Raw genomic sequence first — 24,106 nt, 5'->3', positions numbered from 1 at the left:
CTGACGCGGTTCGCGACCGCCGTCGTGGTGCCGCGGATTGATTCCCGCATCCTGGTGATCGGTTTCCGCTTCGCCCCGACAGGGCGAGAAACCGCTCGTACTCGTCACTTCCCGGTCGTCCGTTCGAACCGGACCCGAGGAACTCAGCCGGAAATTTCCGACGAATCAACGCTCCAACGACCCACCGCCATCTCGGCGGTGATCCCGGGACCGAAACCTGCGATCATGCCGGAAGCTCCCTCGGACGGCATGTCCTCCTCGAACAGCCTCCGCAGCGCGTCGAGCACGACCGCACTAGCGATATTGCCGTAATCGACGAGAGTGGCCCAGCTGTGGCGGAACATCTTCCGGTCGACGTCGAGGAACTCGCCGAGGTCATCCAGAATTCTCGGGCCACCGGCGTGGATGATGTAGAAGTCGAGGTTGCGGACATCCCAACCGTGCCCTGCAGCGAACTCGTTCAGCACCGGGGCGAGCGGTTCCATCGTCCCCGGCACCCGACGGTCCAGCCGGAAGTGAAATCCGGTGTCACGTACATCGTAGGAGATCCAGTCCTCGGTGTCCGGGATGAGGTAGGAGGAATTGCGCTCCAATGCCACCCCTGAACCCCCGCTCCCTCGAACGACGGCGGCCGCGACCGCATCGCCGAACAGCCCGTCGGACAGTAGTGAACCGACGTCGTCGTCATCGGGCTGGTAGCACAGGGAACACAGCTCGCACGAAACGATCAGAACATTGCTCTCGGGATGGGCCACGCAGAAGTCGTGGGCGCGATTGATCGCCGCGCCACCCGCCGCACAGCCCAGTTGTGCGATGGGAATCTGCCGGGTATCGGTGCGAAACCCCATGGTGTTGATCAACCACGCGGTCAGCGAAGGCATCAGAAACCCGGTGCAGGACACGTATATGATCGCGTCGATCTCACGTGTCGCCAGGTTCGCGTTAGCCAGAGCTCGTTCGATCACCTCGGGGGTTCGCTTCTTGGACTCCAGCTCGTAGATGCGGTTGCGTTCCTCGAATCCCGGGTGTCGAAGTGTCTCCGCCACGGGCCGTACCGTGTGTCTCTTCTGCACCCCGGTGTTCTGGATCAATCGGTACGCCAGGGAAAGCTGCGACTTCCCCGCGTGTGCTCGTTCGGCCAACTCCAGTGTCTCATCCATTGATATGACATGTTCCGGAACACTCACGGATGGCCTGCATAATATTGGCATTTATGGAACTTACTTTCTGGTGATTCTGCCCGTGATTGGTGATGTCCTTCGCTGCGATTTCGCTAGTACCGACCGGAGCAGGATGAGCTGTAACGTGTTTCCGCGTGGCTGCGTGGACGGGAACGCCTACCCCGCCCAGCTCCTGAATTCTTTTCTGGGGACGAGTGAGCATCACCCGATACGGAATCGAGCGATCATTCGTGGTTCGCAAACGTGGAACAAAGGGCGAAAACAACACGACGAAAAGCGTCCACCGAGGAGGATGCCGCCTTTCGCGAGATTAATTGTACGGCGAGAAAGATACGGTTACAAGCCCGAGCGACGAAATTCGGGGAAACATCACGCGCCGAACGGGATCGGAGTCGAGGGCGGCCCACGAGCGCGGGTCGACGCCACACTCGACCATCACGACGAGGCACACGCGGTTCGCGACGGAGATTTCCGTCCGAAATCGCCCCGGCAGGCCGGTTCAGCGGCATTCGGCCCTGCTGCCGGGGCGAGGACCAGTCGTGCGAGGCGGGGTTGCCACAACCGCGGTATCGGTGGCTGGAACCCACCCGCGGGAACCGGAGATTTCGTGGCGGTCGGGCCGATGTTCACGAGTCTCTCCACTACCCGTCGACCGGTCCTCTGTGGTAGCCGAAACCGACCGGATCAACCGGTGAAGGACTCGGGACCGAATCGTCCCCATGCCACGAAGACGGCCATGGCCAGATAGATCAGGTTCGCGACGACGGGCAACTTCTCGTGACGACGGAGATGCGTGATCATCGCGCCGATCATCAGCAGCACCCAGCAAACTGCGGTCACGGGCACCATGATTGGTGCGATATCGACCACAGCGGGCAGAATGATACCGATAGCAGCGAGGAACTCCAGGGCTCCGAGGGTCTTGACGAAGCCGTCACCGTAGTCGTTGGTCCATCCACCGTGGGCGGTCGCACCCAACTTCTCCTTCGGCACGAACATCTTGGTGGTACCACCGACCAGCATGACGACGGCCAACAATCCGGCAACGATCCATAGAGCCAGATTCATAAGGTTTCTCTCCCTAAATTCACGGGCGACCACCGGTTGCCGACGAAGCGATGCTCGTCACGGCGTAGTCGCGTAACAGGTGTCACTCTCCGATCCTGCCACAACTCGACGGGTCCGTGATTCCAAGACTGTCCGAGACAACCCGCTGAGTCGATATCTCCGGTGCCTTGTCGACAACTCCGCACCGGAAGCAGCTCGATAAACTGGATAGTGACCGTCTTCCCGACATGCGAGGCCCGATATCGGTCGATCGGCTTCCACGGTATCGAAGTGGGCGGTGTACCGGTGTCCACTCGTTGTTCCGACGCCCACTAACACCGGCGGATCCCGTTCCCTACTTCGCGGGAAATGGGCGCGGCGGAAACCACGTGCGCCCCGACGAGGGGAGTCAGCCACTCGATCGGAGTCGGCTTCCGGGGCTCGCGCCCCGGTTCCGTGTTCCCCCTCCCGGCCGTTGGGAGGTCAACTCCGTTCGTCGTCGGACGCGGCCAGCAAATTCCGCACCAGCGGAGAGATCTGATAGTAGGAACCGAAGTTGAGGTACTCGCCCTCGGGAGCGGACTTGACGGCCAGAATTCGCAGCCGATCGCCGGAATAGGTGTGCGGAGCGTTCCGCACGAACCGCTCGATCTCCGGACTCACCCGAACGGGAAATTCCGACAGCGCCGCTTCCATCTCCTCCTGGCCCATCCGCGATGCGAAGGCTATCCGCTTCACCGCCGAAGAGTCCCAGGTCAGGGTGACATAAATCCTGAAGGCCCCCCTGGCGAAGTTCAGCAGCTGCCCAGCGGGCTCCGGCAGACCGCTCGCACGAAGCATCGACAGGATGTTGCTCCGCTCGAGGCTGCCCTCGGAGAGTTGGGCAAAGTACAGATTTACCGATTCCTTGCCGTAGTCTATCCCCGCCATCGCCACCTGTTCCAACCCGTGGCGTGCGAAGAAGTCCGAGTTGTCGGCCAGAGCACTCGGCATGGACGGGAGCTCGGCGAGCCGCGTCACACTCTGCGGATCGTGCGGGAAATGTGCGTATGCCTTGTTGAACCCACCGGCGACTCCGCAGTCGATGAAGTACTCACTGATTCGGCATCGCGCACGGATGTCCGAGAGCAGGGCACCCACGGGGTGCTCGGTTTCCGCCAGAAGTCCGTTCGACAGCGCCAGCGTGTAAGGATCGTCTCCGGTGGCCGGAACCGTGATGGTGTAGTCGAGCTCACCCGCGTGCTGCTCGCCCGTCTGCACGCTGAAAACGATCCCGGCCTCACCGAGGTCGTCACCGAAAGCGTCCAGGACCGGCCCCACCTTGTGCCGCGAACAAGGCGCGTTCATCAGCCCCGCCGATTTTTCGATCGCCGAGTACACGTCTTTTTTCGAATCAGCGTCTCCGGACACTCGTCCTCCACTCGCCGGGCAGACCGGTTCTTGACCGGCAATCCGTCTCCCGATGTTCCCCACGATCGCGGCATCCGCTCGCGGTTTTTCCGAACTCCGCCGCGGTGAGCTGTGGCGGTTCCTCGAAGGCTCGGGTCCCCGAGGGGATCATTCGGTCTTCCTGGCGCACAGGATCCCCTGCCGGGGGATTACGTCCGGGGGTATGTCGGCGGGATCCTTCGTAATCGTCTTCGTCACCTCGAAACCGCACTCTTCCAGCCATTTCCGGTAGGTGGACATCTGCTGCGGACCGCCCTGCCCCATGGTGCACCCGATGAAGAACGCCGGGAAGAAGTCGACGTTGTAGTTGTCGGATTCGGTCATGTCCTCCGGGTACACCGGAACCAGGATATTGACCCGGCCACCGGGTTCGAGCGAGCTGTTGACCCTTTCGAGGATCTTGAACACGTCCTCCTTGTCGAACATGTCCAGGAAGTGCTTGATCAGGACCACGTCGAAGCCCTCGGGAACCTCATCGAAGACGTCACCACCGATGAACGAGCAGTGCTCCTCGAGATCATGCTTTCTGAAGTTCTCCAGGCACTCCTTCTCCTTCTCCGGCAGGTCGAAGGTCGTCACACGAACCCCGGGAGACGCCTTCATCCGGTGGGTGTGGATCGCCCCGATACCGGTGTTTCCCGCGAGGTCCAGTACCCGTGAGTCGGAAGGTATGTCGACGTTGGCGAAGTACCAGGGGTCGATGTTGGCGGTGACGGTGTCCATCAACGGCGCCCACGCCTCGCGCAGGTCACCGTGCTCTGCCACCGCGTCGTAAAGTGTCCCCTCGTGTCCGTAGAGCTCTTCGAGTCCGACGGGCATTCCGTTCCGAGCGCTCTCGGGGAGATGGAACAGTTGCCTGAGCGCTACCACCTTGATCATGTTCATGTAGGAGAGCGCCCGCCGGAGATCTCTCTCGGCCACTTTTGCCAGCGCATCGAGAGCGTAACCACCGGATTCCCCGTCGTACGCGACGAAGCCCTCCTTGATCATCAGATGTAGGAGCTGTTCGACAGCATCCGGTTTGGTACCGGCCACCTCACCGAGTTCGGCCGAGGTCATACCGGGCCGCTCCCGAAGGGCGTCGATGATGCCGAGCTCGAAGCAGGAGAGCAGGGTCATGAGCCGTGTGGGTCCCACCATGTACTCGCGCAACCGCGCGAGCGTGGCTTCCGGTGTCATTGGATCGCTCCGTTTCGCGTCTCTCGCCCTGGCCGGCTGGTTCGATCACACATCCGGCGCGCCTTGTGTTCGTTCCTGGAGTCGGCGGGACAGTTCGACACGTTGCACCTTCAACGTGGCTGTCCGGGGTAGTTCGGCCTCCGGAATCTGGACCGGTTCGGCCAGTTGCGGCAAATCCGCGACGGCCGCGTACCAGCGGTCCCGGTCCAGTGGTTGGTCGTCGTTCGTGCAGAGCACGGGGATCGGCTCGGAGTTCGAGCCCCGCACCACGACGAGTTCGCCCAGCTCGTCCATCCTGTTCAACACGAGATCCTCGACCTCCAGGGTGCTGCGCACGCCGTGGATCATGTCGATCTCCCGGTCGAACATGTGCAGACAGCCGAACTTGGTTCGGTAACCGATGTCGCCGGTGCGCCACCAAGCCCCGTAGCGGTTGGTGTCGTATCTTTCCTGCTCACCCAGGTACGTCTTCGCCAGTCCCGACCAAGCCACCTCGATGTATCCGGGGTTGTTCCGCGACGGCCGTTCGCCGTTCCTGCTCACCACGCGGACCCTCGCGCAGCCCGGCATCGTCCAACCGACGCAGCGCCCGTTCGCTCGGTGGGCGTGGCCACGGAAGTACGGCCGACCGACGGCGGGCCCCACCTCGCTCTGCCCGTAGATCTGGAAGAACAGCGGCGCGAACCGCTTGGACGACTCGAGAATGTGGCTGATCGTTCTGGGATGTATCGCGTCGAACGTGCTGCTGAAGTATCTTATCGACGCGAACGGTCGCCGAGGGTCCTCGGTGAGTTTTTCCCACGCCATGAGCGTGTTGGGCAGAGCTTCGATCAGCCCCGGCCGGTGCTTCACGAACAGTTCGGCTGCTTCTTCGGGCTCGGGCTCGTTCATCAGCAGCACCGGCATCGCCTTCAGCAGCACCAAGGACATCGCAGCGAACGTCCGGGAGTGCACGTAGGGAACGTTGATCGCGACTGTCTCCCGTTTCCGCAGCAACGAGAGCAGCCACCACTGCGGCCGAAGCCTGGTTCCCATGCTCCGGGGCGTGTGCACTATGAGTTTGGGTATCCCGGTGGTCCCGGAAGTGTGGGTGATCATCGCGGGCTCGTCCGGTTCCTTGAGCACCGGGCGCACTCGCGAGGAACCGGCGAGTTCGCCGAGCGATACCGCGTCCGACGAGTGCCCGGCCACTGTGATCACCTGTTCGGTCAGCTCCCGCAGCGGGACTTCCGCCATCGCGTCGAGCTTGTGCGCGTCGCTGAGCAGGTGTGGTCGGTCCAGCCGACCGAGCAGGGCACCCACGGTCGCACCGTCCAGCGCCGGTGACAACAGCACGGGAACCGCTCCGATCCGGGAGGCCGCGGTGGCGAGCATCCAGATGTCGAAGTTGGCGGTCTTGTGGATCGCCACGTACTCCTCGGGGCGTATCCCGGCCGCCCACAGCCGCCCGGCGAGGTCGTCCACGTGCTCGGCCAACTCGGACACGGTCAGGCGCCGTCCCACTTCCGGGAGGGCGTCGAGCTCGTGGTCGACGTCGAGTTCCGTCGAGCTGTTCCTGGCCACGGCCCACTGCGGCACCATGCCGAGCTGAAGGCCGTGCTTGCGAATCGACTTGTGGATTACGGAGTCCTGCATCGTGACTGTCTCCTTTACGGTGCTCGGCAAACCCGCGGATCGTCACCGACCTGCGCCGGGAAGGAGCACGGCGGCTCAGGACAGCTGATCGGAGCCCTCGGTTGCCACCGTGAGCACGCCTTTCAGCCAGGGGGCGTAGCTGTCCGGATTGGCGGCCAGGTCCGCACGCAGCCGGTCCGGTCGCACCCAGCGGACCTCGGCCACTTCGGTCGAATCCAGCCGCAGCGGCGGATCCGCCGGTACCCGGCCGACCAGGACGTGGTCGTACTCGTGCTCGATCCGTTCGGTACGCGGGTCCTCGGCGCGGTAGAGGTGTACACCGGCCTGGTACAGCGTCACCTCGTCCACTCCGATCTCCTCGCGCATCCGCTGGGCGGCGGCGTCGAACACGCTCTGGCCCGGGGCCGGATGACTGCAGCAGGCGTTGGCCCACCGCAGTGCGAATCGGCTCTTCACCGCGGCCCGCTGCTGGAGCATGAGGCGGTCGAGATCGTCCAGCAGCAGCACCGAGAACGCCCGATGCAGCCTGCCGGGCGCGGTGTGCGCCTCGGCGACCGAACAGGAACCGGTGGCAGCACCCTCCTCGTCCACGAGTTCCACCAGCTGTGATTCGCGAGTAACCACGGCGGATCACCTGCTTTCTGCAACGAATGACACCGAGCACGTCGGCACCGCACCCCGTACCCGACACGAAAAGCGCCCGGTGCGGTGCGGGCGGTGGACCCGGAACGAGCACTCGGACAGCTCCCCCGGGTGCGTGGGCCGGGGCGGTTCCCGTCCACGCCGCGATCATCACTGCGCGCGTGACCTGCGGAGTCACACCAGGAGGCTTACTCGCCGGAATCGGCCGAGGTCAGATTCACCGTGGCCGGCCGCCACCGGTAGTACGCCTGGATCTTGTAGTACTCCTCGCCGGTCGATTTCACGGCGGCATGGACCATCTTGGGATCGTCCACACCGTACCGAAAGTTCTTCACAAAATCCTCGATCCTCGACCCGAATCGCACGGGAAAGGACATCGGATCCTGCGTTATGGAACTGAAGGAAATTCGCTGTATATTCCAGGAGTCCCAGCTGAGAGTGAAGTAAAGGCCGAAGGACTGCGCACAGAGCTGCAGCATCTGATCACTCGGTTCCGGAACCCCGATCTCCCGGTGCATCGAACGAATGGCCTCCGGCTCGAGACACTCGTCCGGCAGCTTGCCGAAGTACACGTTCACCGTTCTGCCGTGGTAATCGATGCCGATCAGCCCCACCCGGTCCTCCAGACCGTAACGGAAGAAGAAACCGGCGTTCTCGGTCAGCGCACGGGGCATGGACGGCATCTCCGCGAGCCGCGAGAGCGGCTGGAAGTCACCATCGGGAAAGAACGCCCAGATCTTCTTGAACCCGTCCACGACCCCGAAATCGATACCATAACTGTCGACCGGGCACCGCTGCTGAATATCCGAGAGCAGCTCACCGACGGGGTGGTCGTCCGCCGCGATGAACCCTTTCGAGGAAGCTATGCCGTACGGATCGACGTCTCTCCGGAACAGGACACGGCAGTCGAGCTCCCCCTCGTCGTCCTCGGCACTGGTCACCCTGAAGGCGATCATGGCCTGCGACAGCATGTCCTCGTACGCGGCGAGGACGGGCCGAATCCGCTCCCTGGAACAGGGAATGTCCAGCAACCCGGCGGATTCTTCGAGGGCCGAGCAGAGCCTCGTCAACTCATCGGTTTCCGACACTTCTTCCTCCAAGCATCGATCGCGACTTTTCGGTTGGATGGGGACAAGCACCGACAGCGCATCGGGAACGGGACGGTGGTTCGGACTCGCGTGGAAAACCACCGGCGAATGGTTCACAGCGACACCGCGGTACCGTGACCAGCTGAGACCGACAATCGCTGCCGAACGCGGCCCGGCACCGGTCGGCCGCCCTTTCGCGCTAACCGACCCGCCGACCGCCTCGCGGACGCGCGTGCGCGCGAAGCGCACCGCGCAGCACCTCGACCGTCCGCTCCACCTGATCCGCGGTGAGTTCGGCGTGCATCGGAACAGCGAGGTTGCGGTGGAAGAGATCGGCCGAGACCGGGCAGGACCGCTTCGACTCGTACACGGGCTGCAGGTGACACGCCCATGTCCCGTGACCGCAACCGATCCCCTGCGCACGCAGGTCGGCGGCGACTCCCTCCCGGTCCACGCTCGGATCGAGCTTGACCATGTAGGACTGCCAAGCGTGCGTGCGGTCCTCCGGCACCCACGGCACCGTGAGGAGTTCTTCGTCGGCGAGAAGTTCCTCGTAGCGCGCCGCCACGGCTCTGCGGCGCTCCAACAGCTCACCGATCCGCCCGAGTTGTACCCGCAGGATCGCGGCGGCGATATCGGACAGCTTGTAGTTGTAACCGATTTCCTCGAACACCGGCACCGGCAGGCCGACGACCCTGCTCTGGTCGAAGATACTTCCGATACCGAAGGACGCCCGGAACCGCGCGGTGGCTCCGTGCGCCGGATCGGCCGCGAGCAGCGCTCCACCCTCACCGCTGGTGGCGCCCTTGCGGCCGTGGAACGACAGACAGGCCAGCGGCGCCAGCTCACCCGCCTGACGCCCTTGGTACGTCGCGCCGACGGCACACGCGGCGTCCTCCACGAGGAACAGTCCGTGTCGGTCCGTGATCGCACGCAGCTCGGTGTAGTCGGCGGGTAATCCGACCGTGTCCACCGCGATCACGCCCACCGTCCGCGGGCCGACCAGCTCCGCGACCGCCCTCGGATCGATGGTGCCGGTATCCGCCCGCACGTCCGCGAACACCGGTTCGGCACCGACGTATCGCACCGCGTGCGCGGGGGCCGGGAACGTGTAATCGGCCACGATCACCTCGTCACCAGGGGCCACACCCAGTGTGAGCAGGGACAGGTGGAGCGCGGCGCCACAGTTGCTCAGCGCGACCGCGTCACCCACGCCGTAACGCTCGGCCAGCTCGGCCTCCAGTGCCTTCCCCCACGGCCCCTGGCCCGCGGGCCAGCCCGAGGCGAACACCTCCGCGACCGCTGCCAGCTCCTGTTCGCCCAAGCTCGCCTGCACCAGGGGAATCGTCTCCATCGCTGCACCTCATGCTGTACATCGTGTTCGCCGCTCACTGGGAGTGCGAGGTCGAGGGTGGTTCGAAACGAAGCGGCGTGATCTGGTCGATGTCGTAGCGTTCGCGCAGCTTCTGCACGGCGTCCGGTTCCGAGGAGCGCCCGGAGAAGACCTCGTAGATCTCCTCGAAGTAGTGCTCGTGATCGGGTGAGGGGTAGCTCTGGAACAGCATGCGGGCGGGCTCCGCGGTGGCGTTGCGGAACGCGTGCGGACATCCGGATGGAACGAACATGCAGCTCCCCGGCCCGGCCCGGACGACGCGGTCGCCCGCCGTGGACTCCCAGTCCTGCCAGTCCGCATCGGTACGTGTGACCGGCTCGAACGCCAGGAGGTCCAGCTCCCCCTCCAAAACGTAGAAGAACTCCTGCGAGTGCTGGTGGGTGTGCGCTCCGACGTCGAAACCGGGTGGCACCATCACCTCGAAGCACGATACGGCGGAGCCGTCCGCCGCGGTGGCCTTGAAAGTGATTTCCTGCATCTTGGTGATCAGTTTTCGTCCCTGCCCCGAAGGGACAATGAGACCGCTCATACTGGCTTTCCTCGTCATCCGTCCGAACAAGACCCGCTGAACTCGGTCCGAACACCTCGACGCGTCGTCGGTCCAGCACCACACGCCCTCCGCTGGGGGGCGGTACGGAGCCGGAACCGGCGAACACGCCGGAAGTCCACGCGGTTGCCGCTTACCCCTCGAACAGCGTCCGAGGGTGTCGAGCACACTCGCGATGCCGCCGTGCTCGACGAGAAGTTTCCCGAGCAGGGCGAAACGCCTTCCGATCGACATCGAGAAACCGACCGAGATAACCCGAAAATCTCGGACCGTCGCGAGTCGACATCAGTAATAAGGCTGAGAACACAACTCGGCCGGGACGATCGGGGACCGTTCCGACTCCGGTACATATCCGATACGTTCGACCCGCTCCGCGAGCCGACCGGTGCGTTCCGCACACCTGGTTGCACCGTGCAGCGGCCGCTGTCCACGGGAGCGATTTACGACTGACAAACCCATTCGCGCGGATGAAGCCGCTTTTCTTCTTATCAGGGCATAATCAGGACAACAAGTATATTGATACGTTCTTCGCGAGCTGGTTGTCAAGGCATCCTTTTCGGCACTCGTCCCTTCCTCGATCCGCACGGTCGCGCGCACCGCGTCGGGCGCTCGGAGGTCCGGCGGGGGTTGCCTACGCCGGAACCGCGAAATTCTCACTCGGCCGAAAGGAGCAGTCCTCGCTCCGTCCCCGGAAACAGCTTGGGGTGCGGCAGTCGAACCAGGGCACACCCGAAACGCGGGCCCAGGGAGGAAATCCGCGAACACCGGCCGCACCAGCCGACAGGACTGTCCACAGCAGAGGCGCTGCGTCGATCGGCTGCTGGTTAGCCTACTCCGCACACCGTGTCGACTTCCCGGTTGACAAGTACAGCTGTGGTGCGATCTGCTCCCTGCTTAGCAGCGGGGTTACGCATAGTCCACGGGAGCGCACGGCACGAGTACGACTTCTTTCCGATCAGCTGAGCGAATCTACGTCTGGAGGCCGTACAGTGGGGAGCGAGTTATGCCGAGCTTCCTCATGCGAAAGTGGGAGGAAAGGGCCACGCAGAACCGACCAGGGGTTTCTGTGCCGGGGGTGCCGGGAACGCCTCGCAAGTAATCTGCGAATACTACCCACATTGTATTCCGATTGTAATAGAGGTGGGGGCTCGAAAGAAGTAAGGGTAATACGGAAACGTCCACGAAGAGCCGCCAACATTGACTCATCGATCAACGCCACCACCGCCGAGATACGGTCTTCCATCCTCACGGTCCTCGCCTCCTGGGCCGGTCTCGTCACCGAGGAACGGCGGCTGACCCCACCCGTGCGGGAAATTTCCGCGCTCGCGTGCTTCTTGGCCCACCACGTCGACTGGCTGGCCCGTCATTCCGCCGCGGGTGATCTGGTGGACGAGATCCGGTATCTCGAGCGGACCGCACGCGGCATCGCCTATCCGGACGACGGCAGACGCGTACGCGTCGGCTACTGCCCCGATTCCGACTGCGCGGGCGAACTGTTCGCCCTCATTCGCCCTCACGGCGAAATCCCACCCTCCGAAATCGTCTGCACGACCTCCCCCACACATTCGTGGCCGGTCACTTGGTGGTCGAAACTCGCCCGTCAGATACGGAGCAGCGAAGGAGAATGAACTTGGAGCGTGAAGTTCCGGTAGCCGGTTTGACAGCCGATGACATAGCCACCATATGGCGCATCCCCAAGGGGACCATCTATCGTTATGCGCACAAGCACGGCTGGCGCCGCTACACTGACTCCGGCCGTACTTATTACCATCCCAACGACGTCACCACCGTCCTGGACGACCTGGCTCAGTAGCCTCACCGGAGGCAGCGGGACCAACAGTCTTTCCGATTCCGCCGTGGGACGAACACGAGTACTTCGCTCGCATTCCAATGCGGGCTGACCCAATGGGTCACGGCTCGCCCGAACTTGTCAAGCGATCGCCGGATTCGAACGATCGAACGCGTTCCGGCCGCGAAGGTCGCAACGGAATCCACCGCGTCGAGCCACTCGTTCTCGCGCGCCTGTGACCGATGGTGCCGCCGCGGCCGGTTCCGGAAGACCGGTATCGCCCCGAACACTTCCGAAACTCCATCGACCCGGTGGCGCTCGTGTTCGGGGAATCGACTTCCGGATTTCAGACGACTTCGTTCGATTCTCCGGGTGCCTCCCTACGCACTTCGGGGTCATGATTCGCTCCGAACAACCGGCCGCCGCGATCGAAAATTCGGCCCGCGAACTCAGCCCAGCACCCGCCCGAGGAAGCCGCGCAGGTAGCCCGCGACGACGTCCAGATGGCTCTCCAGCAGGAAGTGACCGCCGTCGATCAGGTGTACCTCGGCGTCCTCGGCGTCGCGGGTGAAGGCCCGCGCACCATCCGGGCCGAAGATCTCGTCGTTGCGTCCCCACACGGCGAGCACCGGCACTCCGCTGGTGCGCAGGAACTCGTGCAGCAGCGGGTAGAGCGGGCGGTTGTTCGGATAGTCGCGGAACAGCGCCAGCTGGACCTCGTCGTTGCCCTCGCGGGAGACGAGGGCGAAGTCGTGCTCCCAGGTGTCCGGACTGACCACGCTCGGATCGGGCACGCCGTGCACGTACTGCCAGCGGATGGCCTCGTGACTCAGCGCGGCGCGGACCGCGGGTTCGGTCTCGGGGCCGGGATTCGCCGCGTACGCCCAGACATCGGCCCAGAACGACTCGACGAAACCGTCCTCGTAGCCGTTGCCGTTCTGGGTGACCACGGCGGAGATCCGTTCGGGGTGCTTGAGTGCGAGACGCCATCCGATGGGAGCGCCGTAGTCCTGGACGTAGAGGGCATAGCTCTCCAACCCCAGTTGGTCGAGGAGTCCGTCGGTGAGTTCGGCGAGGGCGTCGAAGGTGTACTCGAACTCCTCCACTCCGGGGGCGGCCGAGCGGCCGAAGCCGAGGTGGTCCGGCGCGATGACGTGGTAATCCCCTGCCAGCAGCGGGATGAGCTCACGGAACATGAAAGAGCTGGTCGGGTAGCCGTGCAGCAGCACGATCGTGGGGGCCTCGGCCGGCCCTGCCTCGCGGTAGAAGATCTCGTGGCCCTCGACGGTGGTGGTCCGGTGGTGCACCGAGCTCATTTCTAACCCCTTCAAGGTTTTTATGTGGTTAGCTTTGGCTATGGAAGCACGGTTGGGCTAACCTGTCAAAGAACTCGAACCAGTTAGAGAGAGCGATACCCGATGGACGCGCTGCTGGACCTGCTCAACAGCAGGCCACTGGTGAACGGCGAGGAGCAGGACGCGCTCGGCGACCCCGCCGAAGGCAAGCGCTGGGCGCGGGAGCACGGCGGCGAAGGCAGCCTCGAAGAACTGGCGCTGCTGCGCCGGACACGGGACGCCCTGCGGGACGTGGTGCTGGGGGAGAGCTCGCCCGAGGCGTTGAGCCCGCTGCTCGAAGGGGTCCACCGAACCCCGGAGTTCACTTCGGACGGTCTGCGGTGGACTCTCAGCACTCCCCCGCACGCCCGGTTGCCAGTCGAGGTGATCCTGGCTTGGGCCGAGACCGAGGAAGAGCTTCCGGGCCGACTACGCCCCTGCGCCAACGACGAGTGCCGGCTGTTCCTGCTCGACCGCAGCCGCGCCAACCGCGCCCGCTGGTGCTCGATGGCCGTTTGCGGCAACCGCGCGAAGGCACGCCGCCACTACGAACGCACCCGCTGAATCGTGCCGACCCCGGAGGCGCCGATCGCGCGGCTGATCCGGAACGGAGGTAGTGGTGCGCGATGCTGGGTTTGAACCAGCGACCTCTACCGTGTCAAGGTAGCGCTCTCCCGCTGAGCTAATCGCGCCTGAGTAATCGGACGGTGGATGCTCCGTTCGGAGCATTGCCAGCTCGTTGCCGAACACGAAACATCGTACCGTCCGTGACAGTCGTCCTTGACACGGGGTCCGCCCGGCACCGAGGGGTTAGGCTGCCCGGCGTGTCCGACTTTCCCGATCCACCCCCGAAGCGTGCGGACTTCAACGTGTTGTGGCCGATCACGACCCGTTGGGGCGATAACGACTCCTACGGCCACGTGAACAACGTGGTGCACTACTCCTGGTTCGACACCGCCGTGAACGGCTGGCTGATGCGGGCCACCGGAACCGACATCCGCGAGCTGCCCGCGATCGGCATGGTCGCCGAGACCGGCTGCCGGTACCTCTCCGAGCTGAGCTTTCCCGACGATGTCGAGGTGGGGATCGGGTTGCGGCGGCTGGGCAACTCCAGCGTCACCTACGGGCTGGCGGTGTTCGGCAACGGCAGCGATCAAGCCGCCTCGCTGGGGCGGTTCGTGCACGTCTACGTGGACCGCGAGACCCACAGCACCCTTCCGGTACCGGAGGAGATCCGCGCCGCGCTGCGCTCGCTGTGATCGCCCGCGAAACTCGTTCGGCGGCGCGTGCCCATCCGGTACGGCAGAGTGACTCCGACTCCCTAATCGGTTCCCGGGAAGTGCCGCACCGGACCTCGACGAAGCACCGGCAGCCGGGGCAGGACGGGGAATCGGGACACGATGGGGAATCGTATTCAGTCGAGTTCGCGTGCGCCGTTCGATACCGGCCACACCACGCGGGCAGCGATGTGACTGCCGAAGCGGAACCGGCGCGCCGCCTGCTCCGGTTCGGGGACCCGCATCCGCACGGTGCCGTCGACGGCCACGAGCTCGGCGTGATCCTCGAAGGCCATGCCCCATGCCGCGACGCTGGCGTCCACCCGCTCGCCGTACTCGCGCACCACCGCGAACACCCTGGGCGCGGTATCGGTGACCATGCCGCTCATCAACTCCGCGAACTCGCTCTCGCCGCACAGCGGCGGCATGTCCGTCGGATCGACCACGTGGGCGTCCAACGGATGCGCGAGTGACCCGTTTCTGCCGTTTCGCCCCGCGTCCGGCGACTCTCCCGTGGCTGGTTCCTCGAACTCCCGACCGGTGGACGTCCCCGTCATGCTGCGCACCCTTTCGATCACATATCGTGTAACTCGTTGCTCGGCAACTTACACCGGAAATTCCAGTAGAAAAGTCATTGATGGCGAAATTACTCCGCACGAGGGACAGCTACGGACGACACGAGCGATGGGACAGACTGCTGACGTGACTGAGGAAGATCCAGGGCCGGTCGTGCAGCGGATCCTGCTGGGCGCCGAACTGCGCGAGGCCCGCGAGAACAGCGGGTTGTCCACATCGGATGCGACCAGGCGGCTCGGTTGGTACGCGGGAAAGCTCTCGAAGGTCGAGCAGGGTGACAAGAGCGTCACCGACAGGGAACTGTCGAAGGCGATCGACGTCTTCGGCATCACGCGGGAACGCGCTGACGCCCTCAAGGAACTGGCCACGGAAGCACGACGCAAACTGCCACCCGCACGTGTCCCCGAGTGGGCGACCAAGTATGTCAACCTGATCGCCGCCGCGACCGAACTCAAACTGTTCTTCCCCGACTCGTTCCCGGGAACCGTGCAGACGTTCGAGTACGCCCACGCGATGCTGTCCGACTCAGTCGTGGTTTCCCGCGCCGATGTCGACCGCATGGCCGAAGAACGCATCAAACGGGCGACAACTCTGTTGCACAACGAAGAGGCCCGGTTCTGGCTGATCGTGGGTGAGGAGGCGCTGCACCGCGAGATCGGCGGGAAGAGAGTGTTGCGTGATCAACTCGAACAGATCAGGCAGTTCGCCAACTCCCCGAACACGACCGTTCAAGTGGTCCCGTTCGACGGGGGTGCGCACACATGCCACGGGACCTCGTTCACAATCATCACTCTGCTGGAGGGCAAGCCGAGTATCGTCTATACCGAAGGCTTGACCGGCAGTGACTACCTCGGCCGTGAACATGTTCGGGTCTACAACCTCGCCTATGACAACCTTCGTGCGGTCGCGCTGAGTCCCCAAAAGACTGTCGAAGCAATCGATCGACGCATCGAGGAACTGAGCTAGGAGCAGCACATGCGCGAAACGCGGAATCACGACGAGCCGAACTGGCACAAATCCAGCTTCAGCGCGGGCGCGGAGAACTGCGTCGAGGTCGCCTACCACACGACGGGCTGGCGGCTGCGCGACTCCAAGAACCCCGACGGACCCCACCACCACTTCACCCACACCCAGTGGACCAACTTCCTCCACTACCTCCACCACGACCGACTCGGCTGAACCTTCCGGGCTGAACCTCCCGGACCGCCTCACGGGGCCGTCGATTTCTCGCGAACTTTACGGCGCCGTTCCTCCGCGGCGCGGCGATTTCGCGAGAAATCGACGGACCGGGACTGTCGGTGTCCCGTGGTGGAATGCCCGCATGACAGCGAGGTTCAAGGCGATCGCGCTGGACGCGGAAGACCACCAGGCACTCGCCGACTGGTAGTGCACCGTGATCGGCTACCGCCGCAGGGACGAACCCGGTTTTACGCTCGCCCTTCCGAAACTGCCCTCCTTCGGCGCGCACCGCGCACCACCAGGCCGAAGCTCGCGGCGGCCAACAGCGCGAGCAACGGGATGTGAACCTCGTAGCCGGAACGTACTCGCCACAGTTCCCACAGCCCCCACTGCGCCAAACCGGCGAGCACTGCCAGCACCAGCCAGCCGCCGAGCGCCAGCAACAGCATCGGCACGGGGCCGGCGGGGTGGATCACCCGCATCATGCGGACCAGGAACCACCCCTGCACCAGCAGGAGCACGGCGAGCACGCAGTGGATGGCGACGATGAGGCTCGCGGGTTCCTGCGCTGACGACATACCGATTGCGAGCCGGGCGAACCAGTAGTACATCCACACCGACCAGACGACCAGCACGAAGCAGATCCCCAGCATCTCGGCTCCGAAAACCGCCGTCCTGGAAGTGGGGTGGGGTCCTCTCGAATAGCCGTGGCGGCCGAGTTCGAAGCGCACCACCGAGGCGTAGCCGAGCGCGCTCAGTGCCGGAAACAGCAGAAGCTCCGTCAACCAGCCCGCGCTCGAATCCAGCGCGTACCGCAGTAGCGCCCCCGTCGGCAGCACGAGCAACGCGGCCACTCCGAGGCTCACCAGCGCGGTGGCGACCGGCCGGGCGAGCCCGCACAGCCACATCGCACGGGTCGTGAACCACAGGTATCCCGCCACCACCGCCGCGATGAAGCAGTAGATGAAACCCCGGAGCAGCACGTCACTCACCCCGGGCCGCGAAGACGTGGTGGTCACGTCGAGCAACGTGTCCTGCTGCCAGAGCAGTTGCAGCGAGCGGGCGAGCATCACGAGGCAGGCCCCCAGCAACGCTGCGGTCACCACCGCTCCCGTAGCGGCGCGACCGGGTCTCTCGGGGTCGTCGTCGGAAATGTCGTGATCGCTCATCGCCGCCACCGGAACAGAGCGTGACGCGGTGCGAACAGAGCGAAACTACTCAGCAAGTCCCTGGGATCCCGGAGTGCGGTCTTCGGGGCGACGTGAAATTCGCGCGAGTTCGACGCGCCACGGGCGGCGGTGGCGAAGCAGGGCTCCCGACGCACCGGATCAGGGGAAGAAAAGGGTGGCCCGGCGCCGATCTCCTCGGCGCCGGGCCACCCGTCCGCTCACTCACCGACCGGGCTCGGTCTCACGGATCGAGCGTCCCGGCCGGTGTTCGGCTCACGTGCCGATCTCCGCTCACGAACCGACCCCGGCCCGCTGCTTCTCGTCGGAACCGCTCCCGTCGTCGGACTCGCCGCTGTCGGTGATCGCGTTGCCCTCGACGTCGAGGGCGGGCAGCCACCCCAGCCAGCGGGGCAGCCACCACGCGGCCCTGCCCAGCAGCGCCAACGCCGCGGGCATCAGAACCATGCGGACCACGAAGGCGTCCACCAGGATGCCGATCGCCAGGGCGAAGGCGATGGACTTGATGGTGGCGTTGCCCGCCGGAACGAACCCGGCGAACACCGAGAACATGATCAGCGCCGCCGCGACCACGACAGGTGCCGCCTGCCGGAAGCCGCTCACGATCGCGTCGCGGGCCGCGTGTCCCTTGTGGTACGCCTCGTGCATCCGGGACACCAGGAAGATCTGGTAGTCCATGGCCAGTCCGAACAGGATGCCGATCATCAGGATCGGGGTGAGGCTGATCAGCGGCCCGGTGTCGTCGAGGTTGACCACATCGCTCAGCCAGCCCCACTGGAACACCGCCACGGTCGCGCCGAGCGCGGCTCCCAGCGTCAGCAGGAAGCCGAGCACGCCGACCAGCGGCACCAGGATCGAGCGGAACACCAGCACCAGCAGGATCAGAGCCAACCCCACGACCAGCACGAGGTAGATCGGCAGCGCCTGGTCCAGTGAGTGCGCGACGTCGACGCTGACGGCGGTGGTTCCGGTCACGTAGCTCTCGGCACCGTTGATGTCGGCCAGCTGGTCACGCAGGTCACCGACCAGTTGCTCGGTCTCCGCGCTGGCGGGACCGGACTTCGGGATGACGGTGACCATCGCGGCGTTGCCCTCGGCGTTGGGCGTGGGCGGTGTGACGGTGGCGACGTCGTCGAGTCCGGCGATCGCCTTGGTGGCTTGCTGCGCGGTACGCGGCGCGTCGTCGCCCTCGAAGTAGGCGACCAGCGGGCCGTTGACGCCCTCGCCGAAGCTGTCGGCCAGCATCTGCTGCGCTCGGGCCTGCGTAGTGCCCTCGGAGGGGGTCTGCACCAGCGTGGTCTGCATGGAGGCGGCCGGGATGGCCACCGCGCCGAGCGCGACGAGCGAGATCAGCAGTGCCGGGATCCGACCGCGGGTGACCGCACGGATCCAGCCGGGGTAGACGGCCCGTTCGGTCTTGGCGTCGGTCTCGGCCGGTGCGGTGCGCTGCTTGCGCGGCAGCACGAGCCGTCCCAGGTAGCTGAGCACGGCCGGCACCAGGGTGATGGCCACGAGGACGGCCACGACGATGGTCGCCGCCGCCGCCACACCCATCTGGGTGAGGAAGGGAATGCCCACGACCGAGAGCCCGACCAGCGCGATGAACACGGTGAGTCCGGCCGTCACCACCGCGGAACCGGCCGTGCCCACGGCGGTGGCGATGGAGGTCCTGATGTCGTTGCCCTGCCGCAGTTCCTGCCGGTGGCGGTTGATGATGAACAGGGCGTAGTCGATTCCGACCGCCAGCCCCAGCATCGTCGCCAGGATGGAGGTGGTGGACTGCAGCTCCATGAAGCCGGTGGCGATGCTGACGCCGAGCGCGCCGATCCCCACACCGACACCGGCGGTGATCAGGTTCATCCCGGCGGCGACCAGCGAGCCGTAGGTGAGGCTCAGGACCACCAGCGCGGCGATGACTCCGATCGCCTCTCCCGGACCACCGACGGAGGGGGTGGCGGTGACGGCCTGGCCGCTCACCTCGACGGTGAACGCGCCCTGATCGGCCTGCTCGACGGTGTCCAGCATCGCCTCGCGCTGTTGCTCGGTGATCTCACCGATGCCGCCGTCGTAGGTGACCGTGCTGTAGGCGGTGCTCTGGTCGGGGCTGACCGTGGGGGCCTTCGGGTTCAGCGGATTACTGGCCGAGACCACGCCGGGCTGTTCGGACAGGTCGGCGACGATGCCCTTGACCTCGGCGGCGTTGGCGGGGGCGGTCAGTTTCTCCCCGTCGGGGGCCCGCATCACCACGCGGGCCGTGGCTCCCCCGCCGGTGTCGAACTCCTGCTGGAGTTTGTCCTGGGCGATGGTGGACTCCTGCCCCGGGATGGAGAAGCTGTCCGAGGTGGGGCCGGAGAGCGTCGCCGCACCCACGCCACCGCCCGCGAGGGCTATCAACCAGATCACGACGACGAGCAACCGGTGCCGTTGCGCACCGATGCCCAGTCGGTATAACAGGCGTGCCATGTAGCAGTCAGTCCTCCAGCTGGTCGGAACCGGACGAAGAAGTGCCGGTACGGAAGTGGCCGAGAGCGTCGAAGCAGATCGCGATGATCCGGGGGCGCCAGGTGGTCTTGTCCCCCTTGTGGTTGGCCATGAGGCTGAGCACGGCCAGCGCGCTCAGCGCGCCGATGACTCGGACGAGCCGTTCCGAACCGTGGTCCGCCGGATCGAGGGCGAATATCTCGTGGATGAGCACGTCCTCGGCGTCGAGCGCGTCGGCGTGGTCATCGGGAGCGGTGATGGGCCGCAGGGCCAGGCTCACCAGCCCCGCTCGTTCCAGGGCGACGTCGGTGAGCAACTCCAGCGCCCGCCGATCGCGTTCCGGTCCGGGCGAGAGCCGAGCGACGTCGGCGAGGACCAACCGGGCCTGCGCCCGCCCCGTCTCCAGCGCGGCCTCGTGGATCGCTTCCTTGCTCGGGTAGTGGTGCAGCAGACCGGCCTTGGACAGCCCCACCGCCTCGGCCAGCGCCTTCAGGGATGTCTGGGCGAAGCCGTGCTGCGCGAACAGCTCGGCGGCACGGTCGAGGATCTCCTCGTCCACCTGCTCCCGGAACGGTCTTGTCACACCGTCGACGGTACCCGAGTTACCTACCGGTTCGGTCGGTAAAGCGACCGGATCGGTTTGTGACGCTGCTCGCACCACCGGACAGCGCAGCGACACACCGCCGAACGGCGCAGCGGAACGCTGCCGAACATCGTGGTGAAATCACCGAAGATCCGGTCCTTGCCCGAAGAAGACCCGGTTCTTACCCCGAAAGCGGGATGACCGCTTTACCCGGCGGGGGGGGTTCACCCCCGATGGGCTGTCGATTTCTCGCGAAATCGCCGCGTCGGCGATCGGATAGGGCATCGGAGAGCGCCGGAACCGGGCCCGAGCCGGAGGCAGGAGTCAGGGGCCAACGGGGTGCGGGAGCGGTGAGATTCAGGGCCGGAGCCGGCAGAACCACGGGAGCCACGAAAAAGGGCGCCGCCCCGCCGCGCGGTTGTCCGCACGACGGGGCGGCGCCTCGTGAGCTTCCGGCCCTCGAACTTTCGGCCCCGGGGCCTTCCGGCCACCTGGCTTTACGGCCACCACTACCTTCCGGCGTGGCCGGGCGGCGTCGATTTCTCGCGAAATCGCCGCGCCCGGGTGAGCACGAGGGCGAACCTCAGCGCTGGGCCATCTTCTTCTGCAGGTTCTCGTCCAGCGTGTTCAGGAAGTCCTGCGTGTTCTGGTGCGGCTGGTTGTCGCCGACCAGCAGCGCGAGGTCCTTGGTCATCTTGCCGCTCTCGACGGTCTCGATGACGACCTGCTCCAGCGCCTTGGCGAACTCGACGACCTCGGGGGTCGAGTCCAGCTTGCCGCGCTGCTGCAACCCGCGCGTCCAGGCGAAGATGGAGGCGATCGGGTTGGTGGAGGTCTCCTGACCCTGCTGGTGCCTGCGGTAGTGCCGGGTGACCGTGCCGTGGGCGGCCTCGGCCTCGACCGTGCCGTTCTCGGTCATCAGCACCGAGGTCATCAGGCCGAGCGAGCCGAAGCCCTGCGCGACCGTGTCGGACTGCACGTCACCGTCGTAGTTCTTGCAGGCCCAGACGTAGCCGCCCTCCCACTTCAGGGCGGTGGCGACCATGTCGTCGATCAGCCGGTGCTCGTAGGTGAGCCCGTTGGCCTCGAACTCGGCCTTGAACTCGTTCTCGTAGACCTCCTCGAACACGTCCTTGAACACGCCGTCGTAGGCCTTCAGGATGGTGTTCTTGGTGGACATGTAGACCGGGTAGCCCCGCTCCAGGCCGTAGCGGAAGGACGCCCTGGCGAACTCCTCGATGGAGCGGCGGTAGTTGTACATGGCCATGGCCACGCCACCCTGCTCCGGGAAGTTCGCGACCTCGAGCTCCATCGGCTCGGAACCGTCGGCCGGGGTGTAGGTGACGGTCACGGTGCCCGCGCCGGGAACCTTGAAGTCCGTGGCCTTGTACTGGTCCGCGTGGGCGTGCCTGCCGATGACGATCGGCTTGGTCCAGGTCGGCACGTAGCGCGGGATGTTGGAGATGACGATCGGCTCGCGGAAGATCACGCCGCCGAGGATGTTGCGGATGGTCCCGTTGGGACTGCGCCACATCTTCTTGAGTCCGAACTCCTCGACACGTGCCTCGTCGGGAGTGATGGTGGCGCACTTGACGCCGACACCGTGCTTGGAGATCGCGTTGGCCGCGTCGACGGTGACCTGGTCGTCGGTGGCGTCCCGGTGCTCGACCCCGAGGTCGTAGTAGTCGAGGTTGATGTCGAGGTAGGGGTGGATCAGCTTGTCCTTGATGAAGGACCAGATGATCCGGGTCATCTCGTCGCCGTCGAGTTCGGCGACAGTGCCCTGTACTTTGATCTTGCTCATGGTGGCGGGGTGCTCCTCTCACACGAGAAACGCAAACGGTACAAGCGTACTGCTAAACGAGCCGGCTGTGAGCCCCACCCTTTGCGAACAGGATTCACAAAACGAATCCCGCAGGCGTGCGTCGCAGCGCTCATCCCTCACGCGGGCGATGCGGCCCCACGAAAGAGTGAGTAACGACACACCCGAATCGGCGTCACCCCACCCGTGGGCCAGGAACGGCGCGAGTCACGCACAGTCCGGCGATCACACCGGCTAAGCTCACCCGCGAGCCGTGACCTTGGAGGGACTTCTTGGCGACCGGACCCACCCACGCGATGAGCGGGCTCGCGGCCTGGGCCGCCGTGACCGCGCTGGCAGGCGCGCACACCATCGGCCAACTCTCCCCCAAGACATGGGTCGTGGGGGCGACGCTGGCCACCGGCTCCGCTCTGCTGCCGGACATCGACCACCCGTCCTCCACGGTCGCGCGCACGTTCGGCGCGATCTCGCGCGGCGTCTCCTCCGCCATGAGCGGGCTGAGCGGGTTCCTGTACAGGCTGACCCGCACCCAGCACGACAGCGACCGGGCGGGTACTCATCGCGGCTTCACGCACACGGTGGTCTTCGCGATCCTGGCCGGCCTGACCACCACGGCGATCGTGCAGAGCAGCAACGGCACCGCCGTGGGCATCCTGATGTTCGTGTTCGCGGGTTTGACGGTGCGGGGACTGCTGAACAACTGGTCACCGCAGAGCGACGCGCTGCTGATCGCCGCCGTGTCACTGGTGCTGACGATCGTGTGCTGGGCGTGGGCGGGCGACCAGTCCCACGACGCCGCCGCCTTCGGCGTGGCGGTGATGATCGGCTGCGTGGCGCACTTCCTCGGCGACGCCATCACCGAGCAGGGCTGCCCCATGCTGTGGCCGCTCCCCTTCGGCGGTCAGACCTGGTACCCCGTCGCCCCACCTAAGGCGCTGCGGATGCAGACCGGCGGCAAGGTGGAGCTGGCGCTGATCGGCCCCGGCCTGACGATCGTGGCGGTACTGCTGTCCACCGTGGTGCTCTACCGGGTGGGCGCGGTTCCGTGGCTCGAACAACTCGGACTTCCTCCGAGCGTCATGGCTTGGATCACCCCCCGCTGAGCCGATCCGGACGAATTCGACAACGGCGACCCCGGAGATCGCTGGAACACCGGTAGGCTGCGGGTGCGGCGGACCGCCCGACAGTCCGCGCCGACGACGGAGGAACCATGCGTATTCGCGGCAAACTGGCCGTACTGGCGATCTCCCTCCCCCTGTTCGCCGGTGTGGCGGCATGCGGCGAGCTGCAGGAAGCTCAGCAGGGAGTCGAGAACGCCCAGCAAGGCATCGAGAGCGCCCAGCGGGGACTCGAAACCGCCCAGAACTGCGCGAAAGCCACCGGACTGGTCAATTTCGTGCCGAACTTCTCCGACCAGCAGCAACTCCGGGAACAGGCAGACTCCAAGGCCGAGGAGATCGGCAAGCTCGCCGAGCAGACCTCGGACCAGGCGTTGAGCGACGCGCTGCGGGACGTGCAGCAGTCGATGCAACAGGTCTCCACCGGCGAGGTCACCATCGAGAACAGCGCCGAGTGGACCCAGCACAAGCTGAAGCAGACCGAGCGCGTGCTGCGAATCTGCTCCGGCACCACGGGCTGACCCGAGCCACCGGGGTACGGCCGAGGCCTCACTCGGCGACAGCTCCTCGGTACTCGCACTCCCCCGTGCTCCCACTCC

At 65.3% G+C, this 24,106-nt stretch carries 22 protein-coding genes and 1 tRNA gene; 7 read left to right on the top strand and 16 right to left on the bottom strand.

Features of this window, described 5'->3' with window-relative positions; translation table 11 throughout:
* Positions 1-143: 143 nt before the first annotated feature.
* The 9 genes from BLR41_RS00610 to BLR41_RS00570 form a co-directional block, all read right to left on the bottom strand.
* Positions 144-1,160, bottom strand: a complete 1,017-nt coding sequence (locus BLR41_RS00610; protein WP_092625297.1) for a type III polyketide synthase — start codon at positions 1,158-1,160, stop codon at positions 144-146.
* Positions 1,161-1,865: 705 nt separating this feature from the next.
* Entirely contained in the window at positions 1,866-2,249 is a 384-nt protein-coding gene (locus BLR41_RS00605) for a DoxX family protein (RefSeq protein WP_092625295.1), read from the bottom strand.
* A 462-nt stretch (positions 2,250-2,711) separates the two neighbouring features.
* The gene (locus BLR41_RS00600; protein WP_092625293.1) at positions 2,712-3,638 is read right to left on the bottom strand and encodes an aromatic prenyltransferase; all 927 of its coding nucleotides are present in this window, start codon (positions 3,636-3,638) and stop codon (positions 2,712-2,714) included.
* Positions 3,639-3,785: 147 nt separating this feature from the next.
* On the bottom strand, positions 3,786-4,856 hold the full coding sequence (locus tag BLR41_RS00595; protein ID WP_218119830.1) for a methyltransferase: 1,071 nt from the start codon (positions 4,854-4,856) through the stop codon (positions 3,786-3,788).
* 45 nt (positions 4,857-4,901) lie between these two features.
* The gene (locus BLR41_RS00590) at positions 4,902-6,491 is read right to left on the bottom strand and encodes an AMP-binding protein (RefSeq protein ID WP_092625291.1); all 1,590 of its coding nucleotides are present in this window, start codon (positions 6,489-6,491) and stop codon (positions 4,902-4,904) included.
* A gap of 75 nt (positions 6,492-6,566) precedes the next feature.
* Entirely contained in the window at positions 6,567-7,115 is a 549-nt protein-coding gene (gene idi / locus BLR41_RS00585) for an isopentenyl-diphosphate Delta-isomerase (RefSeq protein ID WP_218119829.1), read from the bottom strand.
* A gap of 206 nt (positions 7,116-7,321) precedes the next feature.
* Positions 7,322-8,221, bottom strand: a complete 900-nt coding sequence (locus BLR41_RS00580) for an aromatic prenyltransferase (RefSeq protein WP_218119828.1) — start codon at positions 8,219-8,221, stop codon at positions 7,322-7,324.
* A gap of 199 nt (positions 8,222-8,420) precedes the next feature.
* The gene (locus BLR41_RS00575; RefSeq protein WP_092625287.1) at positions 8,421-9,575 is read right to left on the bottom strand and encodes a DegT/DnrJ/EryC1/StrS family aminotransferase; all 1,155 of its coding nucleotides are present in this window, start codon (positions 9,573-9,575) and stop codon (positions 8,421-8,423) included.
* A gap of 34 nt (positions 9,576-9,609) precedes the next feature.
* A complete protein-coding gene (locus BLR41_RS00570; RefSeq protein WP_092625970.1) occupies positions 9,610-10,143 on the bottom strand; it encodes a cupin domain-containing protein in 534 nt (177 codons plus the stop codon).
* Positions 10,144-11,495: 1,352 nt separating this feature from the next.
* Between BLR41_RS00570 and BLR41_RS00565 the strand changes: the two genes are divergently transcribed.
* Complete coding sequence (locus tag BLR41_RS00565; protein WP_218119827.1) at positions 11,496-11,789, top strand: hypothetical protein; 294 nt, start codon at positions 11,496-11,498, stop codon at positions 11,787-11,789.
* Between the two features lie 610 nt (positions 11,790-12,399).
* Here the strand turns inward: BLR41_RS00565 and BLR41_RS00555 are convergent.
* Positions 12,400-13,266 (bottom strand): alpha/beta fold hydrolase, encoded by an 867-nt coding sequence (locus BLR41_RS00555; protein ID WP_092625285.1) that lies wholly within the window; start codon positions 13,264-13,266, stop codon positions 12,400-12,402.
* Positions 13,267-13,368: 102 nt separating this feature from the next.
* On the opposite strand from BLR41_RS00555, the gene BLR41_RS00550 reads away from it, so the two are divergent.
* The gene (locus BLR41_RS00550; protein ID WP_092625283.1) at positions 13,369-13,848 is read left to right on the top strand and encodes a CGNR zinc finger domain-containing protein; all 480 of its coding nucleotides are present in this window, start codon (positions 13,369-13,371) and stop codon (positions 13,846-13,848) included.
* 53 nt (positions 13,849-13,901) lie between these two features.
* Here BLR41_RS00550 and BLR41_RS00545 read toward each other — a convergent pair.
* Positions 13,902-13,976 (bottom strand) — tRNA-Val (locus BLR41_RS00545).
* 132 nt (positions 13,977-14,108) lie between these two features.
* On the opposite strand from BLR41_RS00545, the gene BLR41_RS00540 reads away from it, so the two are divergent.
* On the top strand, positions 14,109-14,543 hold the full coding sequence (locus tag BLR41_RS00540) for an acyl-CoA thioesterase (RefSeq protein ID WP_092625281.1): 435 nt from the start codon (positions 14,109-14,111) through the stop codon (positions 14,541-14,543).
* A gap of 155 nt (positions 14,544-14,698) precedes the next feature.
* On the opposite strand, the gene BLR41_RS00535 is transcribed toward BLR41_RS00540, so the two are convergent.
* The gene (locus BLR41_RS00535; RefSeq protein WP_218119826.1) at positions 14,699-15,118 is read right to left on the bottom strand and encodes a hypothetical protein; all 420 of its coding nucleotides are present in this window, start codon (positions 15,116-15,118) and stop codon (positions 14,699-14,701) included.
* A 145-nt stretch (positions 15,119-15,263) separates the two neighbouring features.
* Here BLR41_RS00535 and BLR41_RS00530 point away from each other — a divergent pair, with 145 nt between their 5' ends.
* Both BLR41_RS00530 and BLR41_RS00525 read left to right on the top strand, forming a co-directional pair.
* The gene (locus tag BLR41_RS00530; RefSeq protein ID WP_176797744.1) at positions 15,264-16,103 is read left to right on the top strand and encodes a helix-turn-helix domain-containing protein; all 840 of its coding nucleotides are present in this window, start codon (positions 15,264-15,266) and stop codon (positions 16,101-16,103) included.
* Positions 16,104-16,112: 9 nt separating this feature from the next.
* The gene (locus tag BLR41_RS00525) at positions 16,113-16,316 is read left to right on the top strand and encodes a DUF397 domain-containing protein (RefSeq protein WP_092625277.1); all 204 of its coding nucleotides are present in this window, start codon (positions 16,113-16,115) and stop codon (positions 16,314-16,316) included.
* A gap of 248 nt (positions 16,317-16,564) precedes the next feature.
* On the opposite strand, the gene BLR41_RS00520 is transcribed toward BLR41_RS00525, so the two are convergent.
* From BLR41_RS00520 to BLR41_RS00505, 4 genes are all read right to left on the bottom strand, one after another.
* Positions 16,565-17,485 (bottom strand): hypothetical protein, encoded by a 921-nt coding sequence (locus BLR41_RS00520; RefSeq protein WP_092625275.1) that lies wholly within the window; start codon positions 17,483-17,485, stop codon positions 16,565-16,567.
* 291 nt (positions 17,486-17,776) lie between these two features.
* Positions 17,777-19,966, bottom strand: coding sequence for an MMPL family transporter (locus tag BLR41_RS00515; RefSeq protein ID WP_092625273.1), 2,190 nt, complete (start codon positions 19,964-19,966; stop codon positions 17,777-17,779).
* A gap of 7 nt (positions 19,967-19,973) precedes the next feature.
* The gene (locus tag BLR41_RS00510) at positions 19,974-20,567 is read right to left on the bottom strand and encodes a TetR/AcrR family transcriptional regulator (protein WP_245693682.1); all 594 of its coding nucleotides are present in this window, start codon (positions 20,565-20,567) and stop codon (positions 19,974-19,976) included.
* Positions 20,568-21,150: 583 nt separating this feature from the next.
* Positions 21,151-22,371: an NADP-dependent isocitrate dehydrogenase gene (locus BLR41_RS00505; protein WP_092625271.1), complete on the bottom strand. Its 1,221-nt coding sequence runs from the start codon at positions 22,369-22,371 to the stop codon at positions 21,151-21,153.
* Positions 22,372-22,661: 290 nt separating this feature from the next.
* Between BLR41_RS00505 and BLR41_RS00500 the strand changes: the two genes are divergently transcribed.
* Both BLR41_RS00500 and BLR41_RS00495 read left to right on the top strand, forming a co-directional pair.
* Positions 22,662-23,492: a metal-dependent hydrolase gene (locus tag BLR41_RS00500; RefSeq protein WP_092625269.1), complete on the top strand. Its 831-nt coding sequence runs from the start codon at positions 22,662-22,664 to the stop codon at positions 23,490-23,492.
* 107 nt (positions 23,493-23,599) lie between these two features.
* Complete coding sequence (locus BLR41_RS00495; RefSeq protein WP_092625267.1) at positions 23,600-24,028, top strand: hypothetical protein; 429 nt, start codon at positions 23,600-23,602, stop codon at positions 24,026-24,028.
* Positions 24,029-24,106 lie beyond the last annotated feature (78 nt).

Origin of the sequence: Actinopolyspora mzabensis (assembly GCF_900101095.1) — a bacterium.
Classification (GTDB): Bacteria; Actinomycetota; Actinomycetes; order Mycobacteriales; family Pseudonocardiaceae; genus Actinopolyspora; species Actinopolyspora mzabensis.
This window is presented reverse-complemented; position numbering and strand designations above follow the sequence as displayed.